This window comes from Sphingobacterium sp. NGMCC 1.201703 (assembly GCF_047784615.1).
Classification (GTDB): domain Bacteria; phylum Bacteroidota; class Bacteroidia; order Sphingobacteriales; family Sphingobacteriaceae; genus Sphingobacterium.
In genome coordinates this window covers 352,209-369,569 of record NZ_JBLOHD010000005.1, presented here as the reverse complement: position 1 = coordinate 369,569, position 17,361 = coordinate 352,209, and the positions used below count along the sequence as shown (strand labels likewise).

Sequence of the window (17,361 nt, the reverse complement as noted above, 5' to 3'; positions counted from 1 at the left end):
GGAATACAATATATATTATTAAGAATGGTTAATACAACGGAGAAAGATTCGAATTATCAGGATTTGGACAAGATGTCTGTTCATGAATTATTGACTAATATCAATAATGAGGATAAATCTGTGCCACTAGCTGTTGAAAGGTCTATTCCTCAGATCGAAGCATTGGTTAAGGTCACTGTGGAAAGAATGAAAGCGGGTGGTCGGACTTTCTATATCGGGGCCGGTACAAGTGGCCGGCTTGGAGTCTTAGATGCATCTGAATTGCCTCCTACTTACGGTGTGCCATTTGAGTGGATTATCGGTCTAATTGCCGGCGGAGATACAGCAATCCGTAAGGCAGTCGAATTTGCAGAGGATGATCTGGAGCAGGCATGGAAAGATATGGAAGCTTATGATATTGATGAAAATGATGTGGTGATCGGTATTGCTGCCTCGGGGACAACGCCTTATGTCATTGGTGGCCTGAAGACTGCAAACGAAAAAGGATTGGTGACCGGCTGTATTGTTTGTAATAGCGGTTCTCCGATTGCTGAAATTGCACAATATCCTGTAGAAGTTATTGTTGGACCTGAATTTGTGACCGGCTCTACCCGTATGAAGTCCGGTACAGCGCAGAAGCTGGTATTAAATATGTTCAGTACTGCAGTAATGATTCAGCTGGGGCGTGTGAAGGGGAACAAAATGGTCGATATGCAATTGTCAAATCACAAATTGGTCGGCCGTGGCGTACGAATTATTATGGACCAGACCGGAGCGACAGAGGAGGACGCAGCTGCTTTGCTGGAACAATTTGGTAATGTAAGGCAGGCAATCGAAGCTTACCAGGCTACTCATTAACAATCGCATCACAATCACCTATTAAAAACAAACTATGTCACCAGTTATATTATTATCCTTTATTGTGATCTATTTTGCGGTCTTGCTCGCCGTGGCGCACTTTACCTCAAAAGGATCTTCCGACAATTCTACCTTCTTTGTTGCTAACCGAAATTCGAAATGGTATATGGTCGCCTTCGGGATGATCGGTACTGCTCTTTCTGGTGTGACCTTTATCTCTGTTCCAGGCGCTGTGGGTGCATCCGAATTCAGTTATTTTCAGTTTGTGCTCGGAAATGCAGTCGGATTCGTCATTATAGCTTATGTATTGCTTCCGCTTTACTACCGAATGAACCTGACTTCCATTTACACTTATCTGGAAGAACGTTTTGGGCATACAACGTATAAAACCGGTGCTGCCATCTTTTTGATTTCCCGTACCATAGGTTCGGCTTTTCGTTTATACCTGGTCGCCATTGTCCTGCAGCACTTTATCTTTGATGCCTGGAATGTGCCTTTTGCGATCACAGTTGTGATCTGTTTGGTACTTATCTGGATGTATACCAATAAGGGAGGCTTAAAGACAATCATTGTAACAGATACCCTACAGACCACCTTTCTAGTAACAGCTGTTATCCTTTCGATCTATTTTATGGCTAAGGGATTGGATTTCGGGATTGTGGATACATTCGAAGCAGTCAAGGAAAGCAGCTATTCCAAAATCTTTTTTTGGGATGACTTTGTGGGCAGTAAAGCAAACTTTTGGAAACAGTTCCTGGGCGGGATTTTTGTTACTATTGCCATGACAGGACTTGATCAGGATCTGATGCAAAAGAATCTGTCCATGGGGACGATCAAAGAAGCGCAAAAGAATATGATTACATTCACAAGTGTATTTGTGGTGATCAATATTTTCTTTTTAGCGGTAGGAGCGCTGTTATATATCTATGCAGCAAAAAATGGTATTGACGTATCGAAGTTGGCAACCCGCGATTACCTCTATCCCGAGATCGCACTGAATCACCTTGCCATCGTGCCGGCGATCATCTTTATGATGGGGCTGACAGCAGCAACGTTTGCGACAACGGATAGTGCACTGACAGCGTTGACGACTTCATTCTGTGTGGATTTTCTGAATTTCAATAAAAAAGAAAATCCCAATGATCCTGTTCTTGTCAAAAAGCGTAATTACGTACACTTTGGGTTTTCGATCGTTATGTTACTGGTGATACTCGTGTTTAAGCTGATCAATGATGATTCGGTGGTGAATGCGATATTTACAGCGGCGAGCTATACCTATGGTCCACTGCTGGGATTGTTTGTTTTTGGGATTTTTACAAAATCTGCTGTACGGGACAATGCCGTACCTTATATCTGTGTACTTTCACCAACCTTATTGTATTTACTCAAGACCTATGTGATCGAGGTGTATACACCTTATGTGATCGGACTGGACCTGATTATCATTAATGGTTTTATTACTTTTGTGATGCTTTTGATCAGCTCTCCAGGTAAAGCAAGTGAAAAGGCGCTTTCGCATAATTAGCTGCTATATTTGATTTGTACGTACAAAAAAATTAAGTTAAGTTTGAGATACTTAGTTTTTTTGTACGTATGTATCATAGCATAAATGAGACTACGGAATTTATCCGTAGAAAAATTGGAGATTTTACGCCAGAATTCGGTATCATCCTGGGTACTGGACTGGGTAAGCTGGTAGATGAGATTGAGATCCAATATCAGTTGATGTATTCCAATATTCCTAATTTTCCCATCTCTACAGTTGAATTTCATTCCGGTAAATTGATTTTTGGAAAATTGAATGGAAAGAATGTGGTTGCCATGCAAGGAAGGCTTCATTATTATGAGGGATATGATATGCAACAGATTACTTTTCCTATCCGGATCATGAAAGTGCTGGGGGTCAAAAAACTCTTTGTGTCAAATGCTGCCGGATCTTTGAATCCGGAGGTTCGAAATGGGGATCTAGGTATTATTGAAGATCATATCAATCTTTTGCCCGATAATCCCTTGCGCGGGCAGAACCTTGCTGAGTTTGGTCCCCGATTCCCGGATATGAGCGAACCGTATAATCGTACAATGATTGAGCAGGCGCTTGAAATCGCATCGAGGCATGGTATTAGAGCACGAAAAGTGGTGTATGTCTCCTCACCTGGACCCAATCTTGAAACAAAAGCTGAATACCGATTCATGCGAATTATTGGCGGGGATGTGGTGGGGATGAGTACAGTTCCGGAGGTGATTGTTGCCAATCATATGGCTCTTCCGGTGTTCGCGATCTCTGTTGTTACGGATGAGGGATTCCACGATAAGCTAAAACCGGTGTCATTGCAGGAAATCGTCGCTGTCGCTGAGAAAGCGGAACCTAAGATGACATTAATTTTGAAAGAATTGATAGCTTTGCAATAAATTTAGACTATATACAATTTTTAGATGAAGTTGATCGTACGCGTATTAGCCGCACTGTGTGTCTTACTTGTTTGTTCCACGAATGTTATTGCGCAAAGCAAAGAAGAGTGGAGCAGTGCATTGGATTCGGCGAGAGCCAAAGAGGACGGGAAAAAAGATTCAGTTATCCTGTCTGCAAAATATATCCGTTATGCAACATTGGATATGCTTAAAAAAGGAACTTATACGAGACAGATAGATACTTCACATCGTAATTATCAATATTATAATCCCCAAAACCTACCCTGGAATCCCAGTGTGAACCTCGGGTCATATGGTTTGGCTACAAGGGATTTATTATTTCAGCCTAAAAAGACAATCGGATTTCAGTCCGGATTCACTGCATTGGAACGTTATTTATTGAATCCTGACTCTGTGCAATATTTTAGGGCCCGTGCACGTTATTCCGAACTATCGGCTGTGGGATTCTTTTTTGATGATCAGGTTTTTAGGGCCCGGGTGTCGCAGAATATCAATTCGCAATGGAATATGAATGTTGACTTCCATTCAACGAAAACTGATGGATATTATCTTAACCAGAATTATTCTGATCTGAAAGCATCTATCGCCTCTTGGTATGAATCTAAAAATAACCGTTATAACTTATTGATCAATGCGGTTTTTAACCGCTTGGATGCAATGGAGAATGGATCTACCGTGGAGGATAGACCTTTTGCTCCCGAAAATATACAGTCTCCGGATCGGTTTCCCGTGAAATTTCAGGATGCTAGTAATACGACTGTGCCCAGATCAAAATGGTGGGACAATTCGTTGTTCCTGCGTCAGTCACTCTATGTCGGTCGGATTGATACGGTAGATAAGGGAAAGCCAACCATGCAGATCTATCCAACGAACAGTATGGCCCATAACACCCGTATAAGAAGACAGACCTACAATTTCTTCAAGAACATGAACGAGCGGGCTGTTGCGTTACCAATCACGAATAATACATTTGCACTTAATAATGATAAGACAGGTATTACAAATGTTTCCAATGAGTTTGAATATAACTTTTTTCTGCGTGGCAAGTCAATCTTTAAAAACGAGGCCAAACTGAATCTGGCTTTTCAGCATGATATGAACTGGGTGGAGCAAAGTCAGGTAGAGTCATTACGTTACTATAGCAATCAGGCCGCTTATCCTGAGCCACTTAAGAAATTGCCGGATAGTACAACATTTGACCGTTTCTACCAAAATGGAATTGTCAAAGGAGAGCTGGGTTACAAATTTTCAGATCGCTTGGACTTCAGTTTAAAAGCTAATCAGATTGTCTTTGGGCACAATATAGGCGATTTTCTCTACGAAGCAAAAGCGGATATTTCGATGGGTGATAAAATCGGAAAAGTGACTCTTTCTGCCTATTCGCAGAACAAATCTCCTGAAATGGTTTTTGAAAACCTGAATTATACTTATGGTAATTGGAATGATTTGGGGTTAAAAAAGACCAAGATTCAAAATTTGGCTTTCCAATATCGCAACCCTACATTGGGGTTCAATGGAAAGGTTGAGTATTTTTTGCTGAACAACTATACCTATTTTGAAGAACTGCCAAATCCGCAAAACGATCGCAGGAAGGACAGATGGATTAATCCAGTACAACTCGATAATGCCAATTTGTTGAAGGTGAGCGTGGGCCAGAAATTCAAACTCAACCATTTTACACTTGACAACCTGGTGGTCTATCAAAAGACGGACCAGCAGAATATATTGGCAATTCCTGAGGTTTATACCTGGCACAGTCTCTACTATAGCAATCTCTTTTATAAAGTTATCGATTATAGTATAGGTATTGACGCTAAATTTAATACACCTTATGCCAATCCAAATTATTCAATAGGTACAGGGCAGTTTTATAATGCCTATCAACAGATCGAGTTTTCTACTTATCCGATTATGGATTTATGGATCACTGCAAATATACAGCGGGTCAATATGTTTTTAAGTTATAATTTCCTAAATCAGAATTTTTATCCGAAAGGTTATTATACTGTGCGACGTTATCCAATGAATACGGCCAACTTTAGATTTGGTGTTTCTTGGAAGTTCTACGACTAATTGTCATGAAAATTATATGGGTGTTTTTTAGCTTGTTGCGGTTTTAAATGTAGAAAATCTTTGAAAATAATTTTGAGAATAGAATTTTTAAGCTATATTTGCACACGCAATTAGGGAACGGCGTTCTTTAAAAAAGTATGGAGGCTTAGCTCAGCTGGTTCAGAGCATCTGCCTTACAAGCAGAGGGTCACTGGTTCGAATCCAGTAGCCTCCACCATACAAAGTCGGAGAATTAGCTCAGCTGGTTCAGAGCATCTGCCTTACAAGCAGAGGGTCACTGGTTCGAATCCAGTATTCTCCACCAATCCAAAACGGAGGCTTAGCTCAGCTGGTTCAGAGCATCTGCCTTACAAGCAGAGGGTCACTGGTTCGAATCCAGTAGCCTCCACAAAAGCATCATCAATTGGTGCTTTTTTTTCGTTAGGGGGTTTAGCTCAGCTGGTTTAGAGCACTACCTCGACAAGGTAGGGGTCACTGGTTCGAACCCAGTAATCCCCACAATAAAAAAAGCGTTCTTAATGAACGCTTTTTTTATGCGGTACAAACGGACTTGTGTAGTGTCCGTTTCGTTTATGTTCTGTTGTCCAAAAAGTCCGGGTTCTCAGCTTGGGCTAATTGCCGGCCGGATTTGCCCGTTTTTTGCCCAATTTAAAGCCATAGCCGGTTGTCCATTCAATAAAGTCTGCTTTACCACCATGTGCTTTAATGGAGACGCCGGCAAAGAAATCTTTATATACTTTATAGCGTACGCCTGCTCTTAGATATACAGGTGTGCTTTCTCCATTGAATTTATTGCGGTGTAGGTATACCCCCACATTTCCGTTAATGTAAAGTCGCGAATTTAGGACATGGTCGATGTAAAATGCGGGACCGTAGGAAAACAATGCCCCAAAACTACCTGCTTTGTTGCCTGCAATTTTCTCATCATTGCCACTTGCCGAATAGAAAGCATCCATTCCTGCCCCTAGGCGCCATTTGTATCCGAAGTGCTTACTATAGTAGGCTCCCAGTGTCGATTTAAAATATTGGCCATCGTGATCCCGGTCAATCTGCTTGAATCCAAATGCATAATTAAAATGTAGTTCTTCTGTTTCTTCCATTGCGGGAACCGCACGTTTTCTGTAATCAAATGGTTTGCTTGTTGGGGTATAAGAAACCGATAAGCTCAATGGAAGTAGGTTTATTCCAGTGTTTGGTAGCGCCAATGCACCATTGCTGAAATGGTGAAAAGCGATTCCCGCACCGACCTGAAATTTCCGGCTTAATCTGTAATTGGCCTGCAGTCCGAAGTCGATAAATACATTGTTTTTGCTTCCGATAATAAGGTTAAGTGGGTTGTCTTCTTCATTATATGGGTTGAATCTGCCTGAAAGGCCCAGGGCAATCCGGTAATTGAAGTTCCATTTGCTGTTGACTTTGGGTTTGATGGGGATGGCTACGAAACCATAGAGCGCAAAAGGCTGACCCAAGTGTTCCTGGCCAAAAGTGCTGCTGTAGATGCCGACACCATAAATGGGGTAGTTGTAAAGCTCATTATAGATACTCTTTAATGAGTCCTGAAATTGTGTCTGGAAACCGACCCGAAAGTTAAGTCCACTGTAATAGGAGTCTTCTAAGGTCTGCTTGGTACGATCGTTAAATTTGAGTTCACCTCCACTTTCATGTTCGAGCTGAAATATTAACCTTGTTTTTGCTGGGGGGCGGTTGTTTAATGTGTCTTTCTGATTTTCTATTCTGGGGGTGACCTGCGCGTTTGTACGAAAGGAAAGGAGCGCGAAGATCACAAAAACAAGTATGCTTGATCTCATGAAATAAAACGTTAGCGTTTTTTAAAATTTTTGCAAAAATAAGAATGATAAACCATTGTAACAATATTCATTAGGCATATGGGAAATACAGATGACAAATTGCCGTATTTCAGCTACAAAGCAGAAAGTGCATGAGTAGCAGATTAAAATAAATTGTTTTTTATATGTGTGTAATTATATTGCATATCCACAGCAATTTATCTAAGTTTGAGTTGAAAAGAAAAAGGAAATATGATTAAAAACCTATTTAAAATTACTGCTGTTACGTTTGCACTAACAACAGCGGGGGGTACTTTGTTTGCCCAGAGCACCAAATTTGAATGGAAAGAATCTTCTGAGGGTGGGTACACTTATAAGTATGTGTCCAATGACCCTACCCATTCGAGATTTTACAAGCTCAAAAATGGTCTAACCGTTATTTTAAGCCCGACGAAAAAAGAACCTCGTATCCAGACTTACATTGCTACAAAAGCTGGAAGCAAAACAGATCCAAAAGATCATACAGGCTTGGCTCATTACCTGGAGCATATGCTCTTCAAGGGTACGGATAAATTTGGATCCAAAGACTGGGCCAAGGAAAAACCTTTGCTGGATCAGATTGATGCACTTTATGAAAAATATAATGTTACGACTGATGAGGTGCAACGGAAAGCGATATACAAGGAAATCGACCGGGTGTCAGGTGAGGCTGCAAAGTATGCTATTGCAAATGAGTACGACAAGCTGATGGCATCCATGGGAGCTGAGGGAACAAACGCGTTTACTTCTTTCGAGCAAACGGTATATCAAGAGCAGATCCCAAGTAATGTAATGGATAAATATCTTGCTGTGCAGGCTGAGCGTTTTAGGAATCCGGTCCTACGTCTTTTCCATACGGAGCTGGAGGCTGTGTATGAGGAAAAAAATATTGGATTGGACAAAGATAGCCGCAAGGCTGTTGAGGCGATGTTCGAAGCCGCATTCCCGAATAATAACTACGGAAAGCAGACTACGATTGGTACAGTAGAACATCTGAAAAACCCTTCCTTAAAAGCTATCAGGGAATATTTTAATACTTACTATGTGCCCAACAATATGGGGGTAATCATGTCGGGTGATTTTGATCCTACAGAGGTTGTGAAGAAGGTGGACCAAAGTTTTGCTTTTATGCAGGCCAAAGAAATACCGCCATATACTTTTGAACCGGAAAAGCCTATTTTAAGCCCAATTGTTCGGGAGGTAAAAGGGCCTGATGCTGAGTTTATGTTTATGGGATTTCGTTTCCCGGGAGCAGCGACCAAGGATGCACAGTTATTAAATCTGATGAGTCAGATATTGACGAACGGTTCGGCGGGTCTGATTGATCTGGATTTAGTGAAGAACCAAAAGTTATTGGGTGCCGGAGCATTTCCATATGTATTGAAAGATTACTCATTATTGATTCTACAGGGAAATCCAAGTCAGGGACAGAGCCTGGAAGAGGTGCAGCAGTTGCTGCTGAAAGAACTGGATAAGTTGCGCAAAGGTGAATTTTCTGATGACTTGATGGGTGCAATTGTTAATAATGCCAAAAAAGATGAGATCAAACAGCATGAAAGTTATGGTGATCGTGCTGAGGCTTTGATGGACGCTTTCACTTCGGGGCAGGACTGGGCATCCGTGGTCAGTTATTCAGATGGATTGAATAAGATTACAAAACAGGATATTGTCGATTTCGCCAATCGATATCTGAACGATAATAATTATGTTGTCGTTTATAAACGTAAAGGGGTTGATAATAATGTTGTTAAGGTTGTAAAACCGGAAATTACACCTGTCACAGTAAACCGTGACGATCAATCTGACTTTCTGAAAAAGGTAGAAGCAATGCCGGAGGATAAGATCCAGCCGGTTTGGGTAGATTACAATAAAGACGTTCAGAAAGCTACTGCGAATGGTTTGCCCGTGCTTGCGGTGAAGAATAATGATAATGAATTGTTCTCACTGTCCTATCGTTTTGATGTGGGTAAATGGAATAATAAGTTGCTGTCATTGGCTGCAGGTTACCTGGAATTTTTGGGAACAAAAGAGAAGTCCAGCGAGCAGTTCAGTAAAGACTTTTATCAATTAGCATCTGATTTTTCTGTTTCTGCTGGAAATGAAGAAACGTTGGTTTCTATTTCGGGTTTGAATTCGAACTTTACTGCTACGCAGTCTTTAATCCAGGACCTGTTGCGTAATTGTGTGACGGACCAGGAGGCATTCAAAATGTATATTGCACGCCTTAAGAAGTCAAGGGCTAACGCAAAGGAAAATAAGGGAGCTATTATGGAGGGCTTAAAATCATATGCGAAATATGGTGCTAAAAACCCGTTCAATAATGTTTTTACAGATGCGGAACTGGATGCATTGAAAGCGGAAGATCTGGTGAAAGCATTGCATAATCTGGCCAATATGAAACATACATTGCTTTATTTTGGACCGTTGAATGCCAGTGAATTTGTAGCGAAGGCAAAACCGCTGAAACAAGGTTCGGGGGACTATGTGCAAGGGGCAAAAAGTATGGTATTTACTGAGCAACCGACCAATAAAAATCAGGTATTGTTTGCCAATTTTGATATGAAACAAGCTGAAGTGTTCTGGTATAGATCATCAGGTACTTACTCCAGCTCGCTAACCCCAACAGTATCTTTGTTCAATAATTATTTTGGTGGCGGTATGGGAAGTATCGTATTCCAGACCATTCGTGAATCGAAAGCATTGGCCTACTCTACTTATGCATTCTATGGACAGCCTTATAAAAAAGAAAATCATTATACAGTAGGAGCTTATGTCGGCACGCAGGCTGATAAATTTAATGAGGCCATTAAAGGTATGAACGAGTTATTGGATGTCCTGCCAGAAAGCGCAAAAGGACTGGATATTGCTAAAGTGAGCTTGCAGAAGTCCATCGCCAGTGAGCGTGTGCTGAATGCATCTATTTTAAGCAGTTATCTGGCGGCTCAACGCTTGGGGAATACGACAGATATCCGTAAAGTAGTTTATGAGCAAGCACCTAAGTTAACTTATGCTGATTTGAATACGTTCCATAAGAAAGAGATGAGTCAAAAGCCTTATGTGTATTGCATCGTAGCGAAAGAAGATAGCCTTAAAGCAGAAGATCTTGCTAAATTGGGCGAGGTCAAAAAACTAGACTTAAAAGAGATATTTGGCTATTAGTTTTTAAATATTGGTATTATAAATAGGGATCAGAGAAGAGTTTTTAAGCCTTTGGTTATAAATCTTATTCCCTCATACTACATGAATAAAAAAGGTACTGTCCACAGTCGGACAGTACCTTTTTTTTATATTTTTTCCTCCTTGGACATTCGCTTTCAAATATTCAATTCTCCGAGGCGTTCTTGTTTTTTGAGCAGTCTTTTTTGCCTGTATTGTTTTAGCAATAGGTAGCTGTGTGCAGATCAACAAAATAGGATAACCTTTTGTAGAATCTGTGTGGGTGGCCCATTGGTTGTTTTACTAAAGGCAGTCTTCTCGCTTAAGAGCTAAACCTTGCGATTTCCTCAATCTGTTCGTTGATAAACTGAAGGGTGTCTTCTTTGAGTAATTCCCCGTTCTCATTCAGTTCCTGTTGTACATTAGGAAGGAATATCTTGAGTGGAAGAACCTGCATTCTGAGGTAGTGGCATATTCCGGTAAGATGATCTATTCCGCGTAGGTTGCCATATCGTCCCGACGATAATCCTACTAGTGCAACTTTTTTGTGGTAAAAACTGATCGGGAAGGTGCAGCAGTCAATAAAAAGTTTAAGCGCCCCGGGGATGCTTCCATTGTATTCAGGAGCTATAAAAATAAACATGTCGGCTTGGCTGACCTTGTGCTGTATCGGCTCAAAAGCTGCACTTCTTTTTCCGTAAAGATCTGTTTCCAAAATGTTTGATGGTAGGTCTGATAGTGAAAAGATCTCGCTCTCAATGGATTTACGACTAAGAAGCTGCTGGTAGCATTTTGCTATTTTTAACGTCTTACTATTGGGACGGTTTGTTCCGGATATTATTAAAATCATTGTGTTGTTGATACTTATAAAAAGCACTATTTCAAAGTGGATACATATCTTGATTTTTTGTATCTTAGCATCCTGAGGATATGTGCTTTTGATCAATCAAAAGTACGAAATATGCTGAATTTGTTAAGCTAATTTAAATTTAGCGTAATTATTTGGACAAATTGATCTTCGGAAAAGTGAAATGTAGTGTAAAATGACATTTTAATTAAGAAAGGTTTTCATTCAAGATGGGAAAAGTAATCGCAATCGCAAACCAAAAGGGTGGGGTCGGAAAAACCACAACGTCAATTAACTTGGCGGCTAGTTTGGCGGTTTTAGAATATAAAACATTGTTGGTAGATGCGGATCCTCAAGCAAACTCTACTTCTGGGATTGGTTTTGACCCCCGTACGATCAATGAAAGTATATACGAATGTTTGGTCAATGATTTGAATCCAAGGGACGCTATTCAGCCAACTGAGACGCCAAATCTTGATCTTTTGCCTGCTCACATCGACTTGGTGGGTGCTGAGATTGAAATGATCAATATGCACGAAAGGGAATACAAGATGAAAAAGATCTTGGACCAGGTGAAAGATGATTATGATTTTATTATCATCGACTGTTCTCCTTCATTGGGTTTGATCACCATTAATGCGTTATCTGCATCTGATTCGGTCATTATCCCTGTTCAGTGTGAGTATTTTGCGTTAGAAGGATTGGGTAAATTGCTGAACACAATTAAAATCGTTCAAAATCGTTTAAATACTAGTTTGGAAATCGAGGGTATTTTATTGACGATGTACGATGTCCGTTTGAGACTTTCCAATCAGGTCGTCGAAGAAGTGAAGACGCATTTTACGGATTTAGTTTTTGATACCATTATTCAACGTAATACCCGTTTGAGTGAAGCTCCTAGCTTCGGTATTTCTGTAATCATGCATGATGCGTCCTGTAAAGGTGCAATCAACTACTTGAATTTGGCGCGTGAAATATTGCAGAAAAACGGACATTTTAATGAAATGAATACAACAGTAACCGCATAATATGGCAGCACATCAGCGTAAAACAGGACTGGGAAGAGGTTTAGGTGCGCTATTAAACGATAGTGTAGAAGCTCCTGCTAAAAGTAATCAGCAAGTTGAGGAGTCGCCTTTGGTGACTTCTTCTACAGTAAATACAAATAAAGAAAATGGCAATATCAGCCATGTCCGGGTAGAAGAAATATCGGTAAATCCATTTCAACCACGTACCGAATTTGATCCGGTTGCATTACAGGAATTATCGGAATCTATTATATTACAGGGTTTAATCCAACCGATTACGGTACGTAAGATTTCGGATGGTAACTACCAATTGATCTCGGGGGAACGTCGTCTTCGTGCTTCAAGACTGGCGGGTATCACGGAGATACCGGCTTATATCCGTACGGCCAATGATCAGCAGATGCTGGAAATGGCATTGATCGAAAATATCCAACGCGAGAACTTAAACGCTATTGAGGTCGCCTTGAGCTTTCAACGGATGATCGAGGAATGTAATTTAAAGCAGGAGGAGCTGGGTGAGCGTGTCAGTAAAAACCGTTCAACTGTGACCAACTATCTCCGTTTATTGAAACTTCCCCCCGTGATTCAGGCTGCTATACGGGATGGCGCTTTGACGATGGGACACGCCCGAGCGCTGATCAATATTTCGGAAGTAGATAAACAGTTATATATTTTCAAATTGATCATCGATCAAGGCTTGTCTGTTCGAAAGGCCGAAGAGCTTGTGCGTGAACTGCAAAAGGGCGGGAAGAAAAAAACTAATAAAGAGAAAACACCGATGTCGTTTCAATTGCAAAAAATTGAGGATGATCTGGCGTCGAAATTTTCGTCCCGAGTCAAATTGAATTTGAAGAGTACCAAAGGTAAAGGGGCGATTGAGATTCCTTTTGAATCGGAGGATGATCTGAGCCGTATTCTTGAACTTTTAGATTGGTAATATGACCAAATTAATGAGTCTGCTTATTGCCGTATTTGCTGTACTGACGGTGCAGGCGCAGACTGTCGATACTATTCCGAAAAAGCAGGTTCAAACTGTCAATGCGGACAGCTTGAAACCTAAATCAGCACAGGATACTGTAAAAAAGGAATCCCGGAAAGAACGTAAGAAACGAGAAAAAGAAGAAGCCAAGGCGAAGGAAAAGGTGGTGTTTAAAGATTCTACCCGGTTGGCTATTGAAGCAAAAAATAAACAGGCCTGGAAGCGCTCTTTGGTCTTACCGGGTTGGGGGCAGTATACCAATGGTGGTGTTTGGTGGATTAAAGTGCCTGTGATCTACGGTGGACTGGCAACCACAGTGCTTGTTTTTGACTTTAATAATAAATATTATAAGGAGCTCTTAGGGGTACTGCAGGATCGGGCTGAAGGTCGGCCAGTAGATCCTTTTTATGAAAGGATCCCAGATGAGTCAATTATTCGGGCAAAGGACAATGCAAGGCGAAATCGGGACCTGATGGTGTTATTGACACTCGGGGTCTATGGATTGAACGTCGCCGAAGCTTATATTGATTCTATGCTAAAATATCGCTGGAGCATCGGTGATGATAAACCCAAAAAGACTGCTTTTTTGATCGGCCCCACATTAATGGATGCGAGTCTTGCATCAGGCTCGTTTACTTTTAAACCTACAGTAGGGCTGAAATTGTCCATGAAATTCAATTAAAAATATCATGTCGAAACCTGTAACGTAGCGTCCGGTAGTCAACAAATCAAGATTCTTTAGCGGTGTTGAATACGGACGCCTTTAATAAAAAATCGTTGTTTAACTAGGTTTTGTGTCTGTTTTTCAATGGAATTTTTTAATTTTAAAAATAAACTATACTTTATTTTCTAGATATATGAACATCATTCTCTTGGGATATGGCAAAATGGGGCAGATTATCGAACGATATGCACTAAAAAGGGGCCATCAGATTTTTTTAATTGTGGATGAAAATAATCGTCCCGGCCTGACAGCTGATGATATCAAGGGAGCTGATGTGGCAATTGATTTTAGTGTGCCATCTGCTGCTTTGGATAACATGAATCTCTGTTTGGAAGCCGGTGTTCCTATTGTGGTGGGCACAACAGGTTGGTACGATCAGTTGGAAAGTGTTAAAAGTAAATGCTTGGATGTTAACGGATCAATTTTATATGGTTCTAATTTCTCGATCGGCGTGAATGTATTTTTCCATATTAACCGTATGTTGGCGAAAGCTTTGCAACCTTATAAACAATATGATGTTCAGGTTGAAGAAATCCACCATATCCACAAATTAGATGCTCCCAGTGGGACGGCAATTACGATTGCGGAAGGTATCTTGGATCACAGTGATGTGAAAACAAACTGGGTAAATACTGTTGTGGGAGAACAGGACGAAATTATTCCCAAGCCACAGGAACTTCTCATTGAGAGTCATCGGATTGAAGAGGTTCCTGGCACACATACCGTGCTGTACAGTTCTGAAGTGGATCAGATAGAATTTAAACATACTGCGCATAGCCGTGATGGTTTTGCTTTGGGGGCTGTCGTTGCCGCCGAATGGTTGAATGGTAAAAAAGGATTCTATCAGGTTACTGAAATTTTTGATTTTAATAAATAGTACTAATTAATAGATTATGTGGTTAATTATCTTTGCGGTTTTAACAGCAATAGCGGGATATGGATTGTGGCAATTGTTTGTTAAAGCTGGCAGAAAAGGCTGGGAAGCAATCGTACCTTTTTATAGTCAATATATACAGGCGAAATTAACAGGAAGACCAACATGGTGGGTGATCTTATTGTTGATTCCTATTGTCAATATTTTTGTTTTCTATAACCTTTACCTCGACTTCATCCACTGTTTTGGCAAACGTCGCTTTTGGGAAAATGCGGCTGCTGTTTTGGTGCCATTTATTGTGCTGCCCATGTGGGCTAAGGATAATAATGTGCGTTTTCTGAATGGATTATACGCTAAGAATCTGAAGGCTGCGGCACAGGAAGGTGCGGAATTGACCGAGGAAAAGCTTGCGGAAATAGAACAGGCCTCCTATAAGGAATATAAAATTAAATATCCGTATAAGAAGTCTATGGTGCGTGAATGGGCTGACGCAATCGTTTTTGCAACCGTTGCAGCATCGCTGATCAGGGGATTTTTAATTGAAGCTTATATGATTCCCACGGGATCAATGGAGCGTACTTTATTGATCGGAGATTTTTTGTTTGTAAGTAAATTGAATTATGGCCCGCGGGTACCTAATACGCCTATTGCTTTTCCTTTTGCGCACCACACGATGCCAATAACAGGTGGAAAGGCTTACTCTGAGTTGATTGAACTACCTTACAAACGATTGCCGGGATTTCAGAAGATAGAACGAAATGATGTTGTTGTCTTTAATTTCCCCGCAGGTGATACAGTAGCGTTGGAAAATCAGAATGCGAGCTACTACGATCTGGTCAGAGCGTACGGTTGGCAGACCGTTAATTCACAATTTACTATTCAGGCGCGCCCGATAGATAAACGCGAAAATTATATCAAGCGTTGCGTGGGCTTGCCGGGAGATAAAATTTCAATGAAAGATGCTAAGCTCTTTATCAATGATCAACCTGGATTTGATCCACCTGAAAGCCAGTTGAATTATTATGTGTTGACAGATGGCACGCCATTGGATATGGAACGTCTACGTGAACTACGTATCGAAGGCGGAGGATCTGATCAGCAGCCGGGCGTATATGAACTGTATATGACAGATGATGAGGTCGAACTGGTGAAATCTTGGTCAAATGTAAAGGAAATTAGAAGAAGTCCAGCGGGTGAAGGAGCTTATCCGTATGACCCTCAGTATAAATGGGATTTTGATAACTTCGGCCCTATCTTGATCCCAAAAAAAGGTTGGACGGTAGCTTTGAATGCGCAGACCTTGCCTATCTATGAACGTGCTATTCGCGTTTATGAAAACAATAAACTTGAAAAGCGCACCGATGGTATATACATCAATGATGTGAAAGCGGATAGCTATACCTTTAAAATGGACTATTTCTGGATGATGGGAGATAATCGTCACAATTCCCTGGATTCAAGAGGGTGGGGTTTTGTGCCTGAAGACCATATTGTCGGTAAAGCATTATTTACCTGGATGAGTTGGGACGAAATCGGTACAGGTCTTTCCAAAATCCGTTGGAACCGTATATTTAAAGGAATCCATTAATAAGTATACTTATAACGAAGCGTCTATTTTCTTTTGTAGACCTTTTGAACTGCTCCTATTAATTGGTTGACAGAATTTAAGCGTAAATAGAGTCCTTGTCAGGTTTACTGGCAAGGATTTTTTGTTTGGGTATTTTTTTTGATTTGGTGTTTATTAAAAAAATCCTTCCCGCGAAAGAGAAGGATTTTAGGGCTTTGGAGTAGCTAATGCGAGCCAATAGATCCAAACTGATCTATTATTTCAGGCATTAAGCCTTCGCAATATTGTCTACTTTAGACAGGCTAGATAACGTTTGATTGTTTCCTCCAGCCCGAGGTACAAGGCATCTGAAATCAAGGCATGGCCGATGCTCACTTCTAGTAGCTCAGGGATATGCTGGTTGAAATACTGAAGGTTATTTAGGTCTAGGTCATGACCCGCATTTAAACCTAAGCCGACTTCGCGTGCCTTTAATGCGGCTTTGAAATAGGGTTGAATGGCTTTTTCTTTATCAAATCCATATGCGCTGGCAAAGCCTTCTGTATATAACTCTATGCGATCGGTCCCTGTTTCTGCTGCTGCTTCGACCATCTCCTCAAGGGGATCTACAAAGATCGATACACGTATATCCGCATCTTTGAACAATTGGCACATGTCTTTTAGGTACGCTTTGTTTTTGATGGTATCCCAGCCGTGATTGGAAGTGAGCTGTCCTTCGGCATCAGGTACAAGGGTTACCTGGGCGGGTTTGTTCGCTAATACCAGGTCGATGAATTTCTGTTCCTGACAGTTGCCTTCAATATTGAGCTCGGTCTGGATCTCGGCTTTTAAGTCAAATACATCCTGATAACGGATATGCCTTTCGTCTGGCCTTGGGTGGACAGTGATGCCCTGGGCACCGAATCGTTCACAGGCCAATGCTGCAGCTACAAGATTAGGATTATTACCGCCTCTGGAGTTTCTGAGCGTTGCAATTTTATTGATATTTACTGAAAGTCTAGTCATTTTCTTGTATGTTAT

13 protein-coding genes and 4 tRNA genes are annotated in these 17,361 nt (G+C 41.0%); 14 read left to right on the top strand and 3 right to left on the bottom strand.

From position 1 onward, the window contains the following. Positions 1-24: 24 nt before the first annotated feature. The 8 genes from murQ (at position 25) to ACK8HY_RS12485 (ending at position 5,838) form a co-directional block, all read left to right on the top strand. Positions 25-837 (top strand): N-acetylmuramic acid 6-phosphate etherase, encoded by an 813-nt coding sequence (gene murQ / locus ACK8HY_RS12520; protein WP_077437173.1) that lies wholly within the window; start codon positions 25-27, stop codon positions 835-837. 34 nt (positions 838-871) lie between these two features. Beyond that, positions 872-2,362, top strand: a complete 1,491-nt coding sequence (locus tag ACK8HY_RS12515) for a sodium:solute symporter (RefSeq protein ID WP_077437172.1) — start codon at positions 872-874, stop codon at positions 2,360-2,362. 68 nt (positions 2,363-2,430) lie between these two features. Beyond that, positions 2,431-3,246: a purine-nucleoside phosphorylase gene (locus tag ACK8HY_RS12510; RefSeq protein ID WP_077437171.1), complete on the top strand. Its 816-nt coding sequence runs from the start codon at positions 2,431-2,433 to the stop codon at positions 3,244-3,246. Between the two features lie 24 nt (positions 3,247-3,270). Then, positions 3,271-5,340 carry a putative porin gene (locus tag ACK8HY_RS12505; protein WP_416133791.1) on the top strand — a complete coding sequence of 690 codons (2,070 nt, stop codon included), beginning with the start codon at positions 3,271-3,273 and terminating at the stop codon, positions 5,338-5,340. Between the two features lie 139 nt (positions 5,341-5,479). After that, positions 5,480-5,557, top strand: a tRNA-Val gene (locus tag ACK8HY_RS12500). A 9-nt stretch (positions 5,558-5,566) separates the two neighbouring features. Beyond that, positions 5,567-5,644, top strand: a tRNA-Val gene (locus tag ACK8HY_RS12495). Positions 5,645-5,653: 9 nt separating this feature from the next. Next, positions 5,654-5,728: transfer RNA gene (locus ACK8HY_RS12490), tRNA-Val, on the top strand. A 35-nt stretch (positions 5,729-5,763) separates the two neighbouring features. Further along, a tRNA-Val gene (locus tag ACK8HY_RS12485) sits at positions 5,764-5,838 on the top strand. A gap of 113 nt (positions 5,839-5,951) precedes the next feature. Here ACK8HY_RS12485 and ACK8HY_RS12480 read toward each other — a convergent pair. Continuing rightward, positions 5,952-7,148, bottom strand: a complete 1,197-nt coding sequence (locus tag ACK8HY_RS12480; protein ID WP_077437169.1) for an acyloxyacyl hydrolase — start codon at positions 7,146-7,148, stop codon at positions 5,952-5,954. Positions 7,149-7,379: 231 nt separating this feature from the next. Between ACK8HY_RS12480 and ACK8HY_RS12475 the strand changes: the two genes are divergently transcribed. Continuing rightward, positions 7,380-10,325, top strand: a complete 2,946-nt coding sequence (locus ACK8HY_RS12475) for a M16 family metallopeptidase (RefSeq protein WP_077437168.1) — start codon at positions 7,380-7,382, stop codon at positions 10,323-10,325. Positions 10,326-10,644: 319 nt separating this feature from the next. On the opposite strand, the gene ACK8HY_RS12470 is transcribed toward ACK8HY_RS12475, so the two are convergent. After that, positions 10,645-11,172, bottom strand: a complete 528-nt coding sequence (locus ACK8HY_RS12470) for an NADPH-dependent FMN reductase (RefSeq protein WP_416133790.1) — start codon at positions 11,170-11,172, stop codon at positions 10,645-10,647. Positions 11,173-11,399: 227 nt separating this feature from the next. On the opposite strand from ACK8HY_RS12470, the gene ACK8HY_RS12465 reads away from it, so the two are divergent. The 5 genes from ACK8HY_RS12465 to lepB all read left to right on the top strand — a co-directional run bounded on the left by ACK8HY_RS12465 (position 11,400) and on the right by lepB (position 16,362). After that, positions 11,400-12,197 (top strand): ParA family protein, encoded by a 798-nt coding sequence (locus ACK8HY_RS12465; protein ID WP_077437166.1) that lies wholly within the window; start codon positions 11,400-11,402, stop codon positions 12,195-12,197. A gap of 1 nt (position 12,198) precedes the next feature. Beyond that, positions 12,199-13,134, top strand: coding sequence for a ParB/RepB/Spo0J family partition protein (locus ACK8HY_RS12460; RefSeq protein WP_077437165.1), 936 nt, complete (start codon positions 12,199-12,201; stop codon positions 13,132-13,134). Between the two features lies 1 nt (position 13,135). Further along, positions 13,136-13,858, top strand: a complete 723-nt coding sequence (locus tag ACK8HY_RS12455) for a DUF5683 domain-containing protein (protein WP_077437164.1) — start codon at positions 13,136-13,138, stop codon at positions 13,856-13,858. A 175-nt stretch (positions 13,859-14,033) separates the two neighbouring features. Next, a complete protein-coding gene (dapB, locus tag ACK8HY_RS12450) occupies positions 14,034-14,777 on the top strand; it encodes a 4-hydroxy-tetrahydrodipicolinate reductase (protein WP_077437163.1) in 744 nt (247 codons plus the stop codon). A 16-nt stretch (positions 14,778-14,793) separates the two neighbouring features. Next, positions 14,794-16,362 carry a signal peptidase I gene (gene lepB, locus ACK8HY_RS12445; protein ID WP_416133789.1) on the top strand — a complete coding sequence of 523 codons (1,569 nt, stop codon included), beginning with the start codon at positions 14,794-14,796 and terminating at the stop codon, positions 16,360-16,362. Between the two features lie 267 nt (positions 16,363-16,629). Here the strand turns inward: lepB and ACK8HY_RS12440 are convergent, their stop codons facing one another. Beyond that, positions 16,630-17,346, bottom strand: coding sequence for a pyridoxine 5'-phosphate synthase (locus tag ACK8HY_RS12440; RefSeq protein WP_416133788.1), 717 nt, complete (start codon positions 17,344-17,346; stop codon positions 16,630-16,632). Between the last annotated feature and the right edge of the window lie 15 nt (positions 17,347-17,361).

Bases quoted from the DNA above. Each gene is read 5' to 3' on its own strand.
- lepB (WP_416133789.1), top strand. From the start codon at position 14,794: ATGTGGTTAATTATCTTTGCGGTTTTAACAGCAATAGCGGGATATGGA.
- ACK8HY_RS12460 (WP_077437165.1), top strand. From the start codon at position 12,199: ATGGCAGCACATCAGCGTAAAACAGGACTGGGAAGAGGTTTAGGTGCG.
- ACK8HY_RS12515 (WP_077437172.1), top strand. From the start codon at position 872: ATGTCACCAGTTATATTATTATCCTTTATTGTGATCTATTTTGCGGTC.
- ACK8HY_RS12505 (WP_416133791.1), top strand. From the start codon at position 3,271: ATGAAGTTGATCGTACGCGTATTAGCCGCACTGTGTGTCTTACTTGTT.
- murQ (WP_077437173.1), top strand. From the start codon at position 25: ATGGTTAATACAACGGAGAAAGATTCGAATTATCAGGATTTGGACAAG.
- ACK8HY_RS12510 (WP_077437171.1), top strand. From the start codon at position 2,431: ATGTATCATAGCATAAATGAGACTACGGAATTTATCCGTAGAAAAATT.
- ACK8HY_RS12475 (WP_077437168.1), top strand. From the start codon at position 7,380: ATGATTAAAAACCTATTTAAAATTACTGCTGTTACGTTTGCACTAACA.
- ACK8HY_RS12480 (WP_077437169.1), bottom strand. From the start codon at position 7,148: ATGAGATCAAGCATACTTGTTTTTGTGATCTTCGCGCTCCTTTCCTTT.
- ACK8HY_RS12440 (WP_416133788.1), bottom strand. From the start codon at position 17,346: ATGACTAGACTTTCAGTAAATATCAATAAAATTGCAACGCTCAGAAAC.
- ACK8HY_RS12470 (WP_416133790.1), bottom strand. From the start codon at position 11,172: ATGATTTTAATAATATCCGGAACAAACCGTCCCAATAGTAAGACGTTA.
- ACK8HY_RS12455 (WP_077437164.1), top strand. From the start codon at position 13,136: ATGACCAAATTAATGAGTCTGCTTATTGCCGTATTTGCTGTACTGACG.
- ACK8HY_RS12465 (WP_077437166.1), top strand. From the start codon at position 11,400: ATGGGAAAAGTAATCGCAATCGCAAACCAAAAGGGTGGGGTCGGAAAA.
- dapB (WP_077437163.1), top strand. From the start codon at position 14,034: ATGAACATCATTCTCTTGGGATATGGCAAAATGGGGCAGATTATCGAA.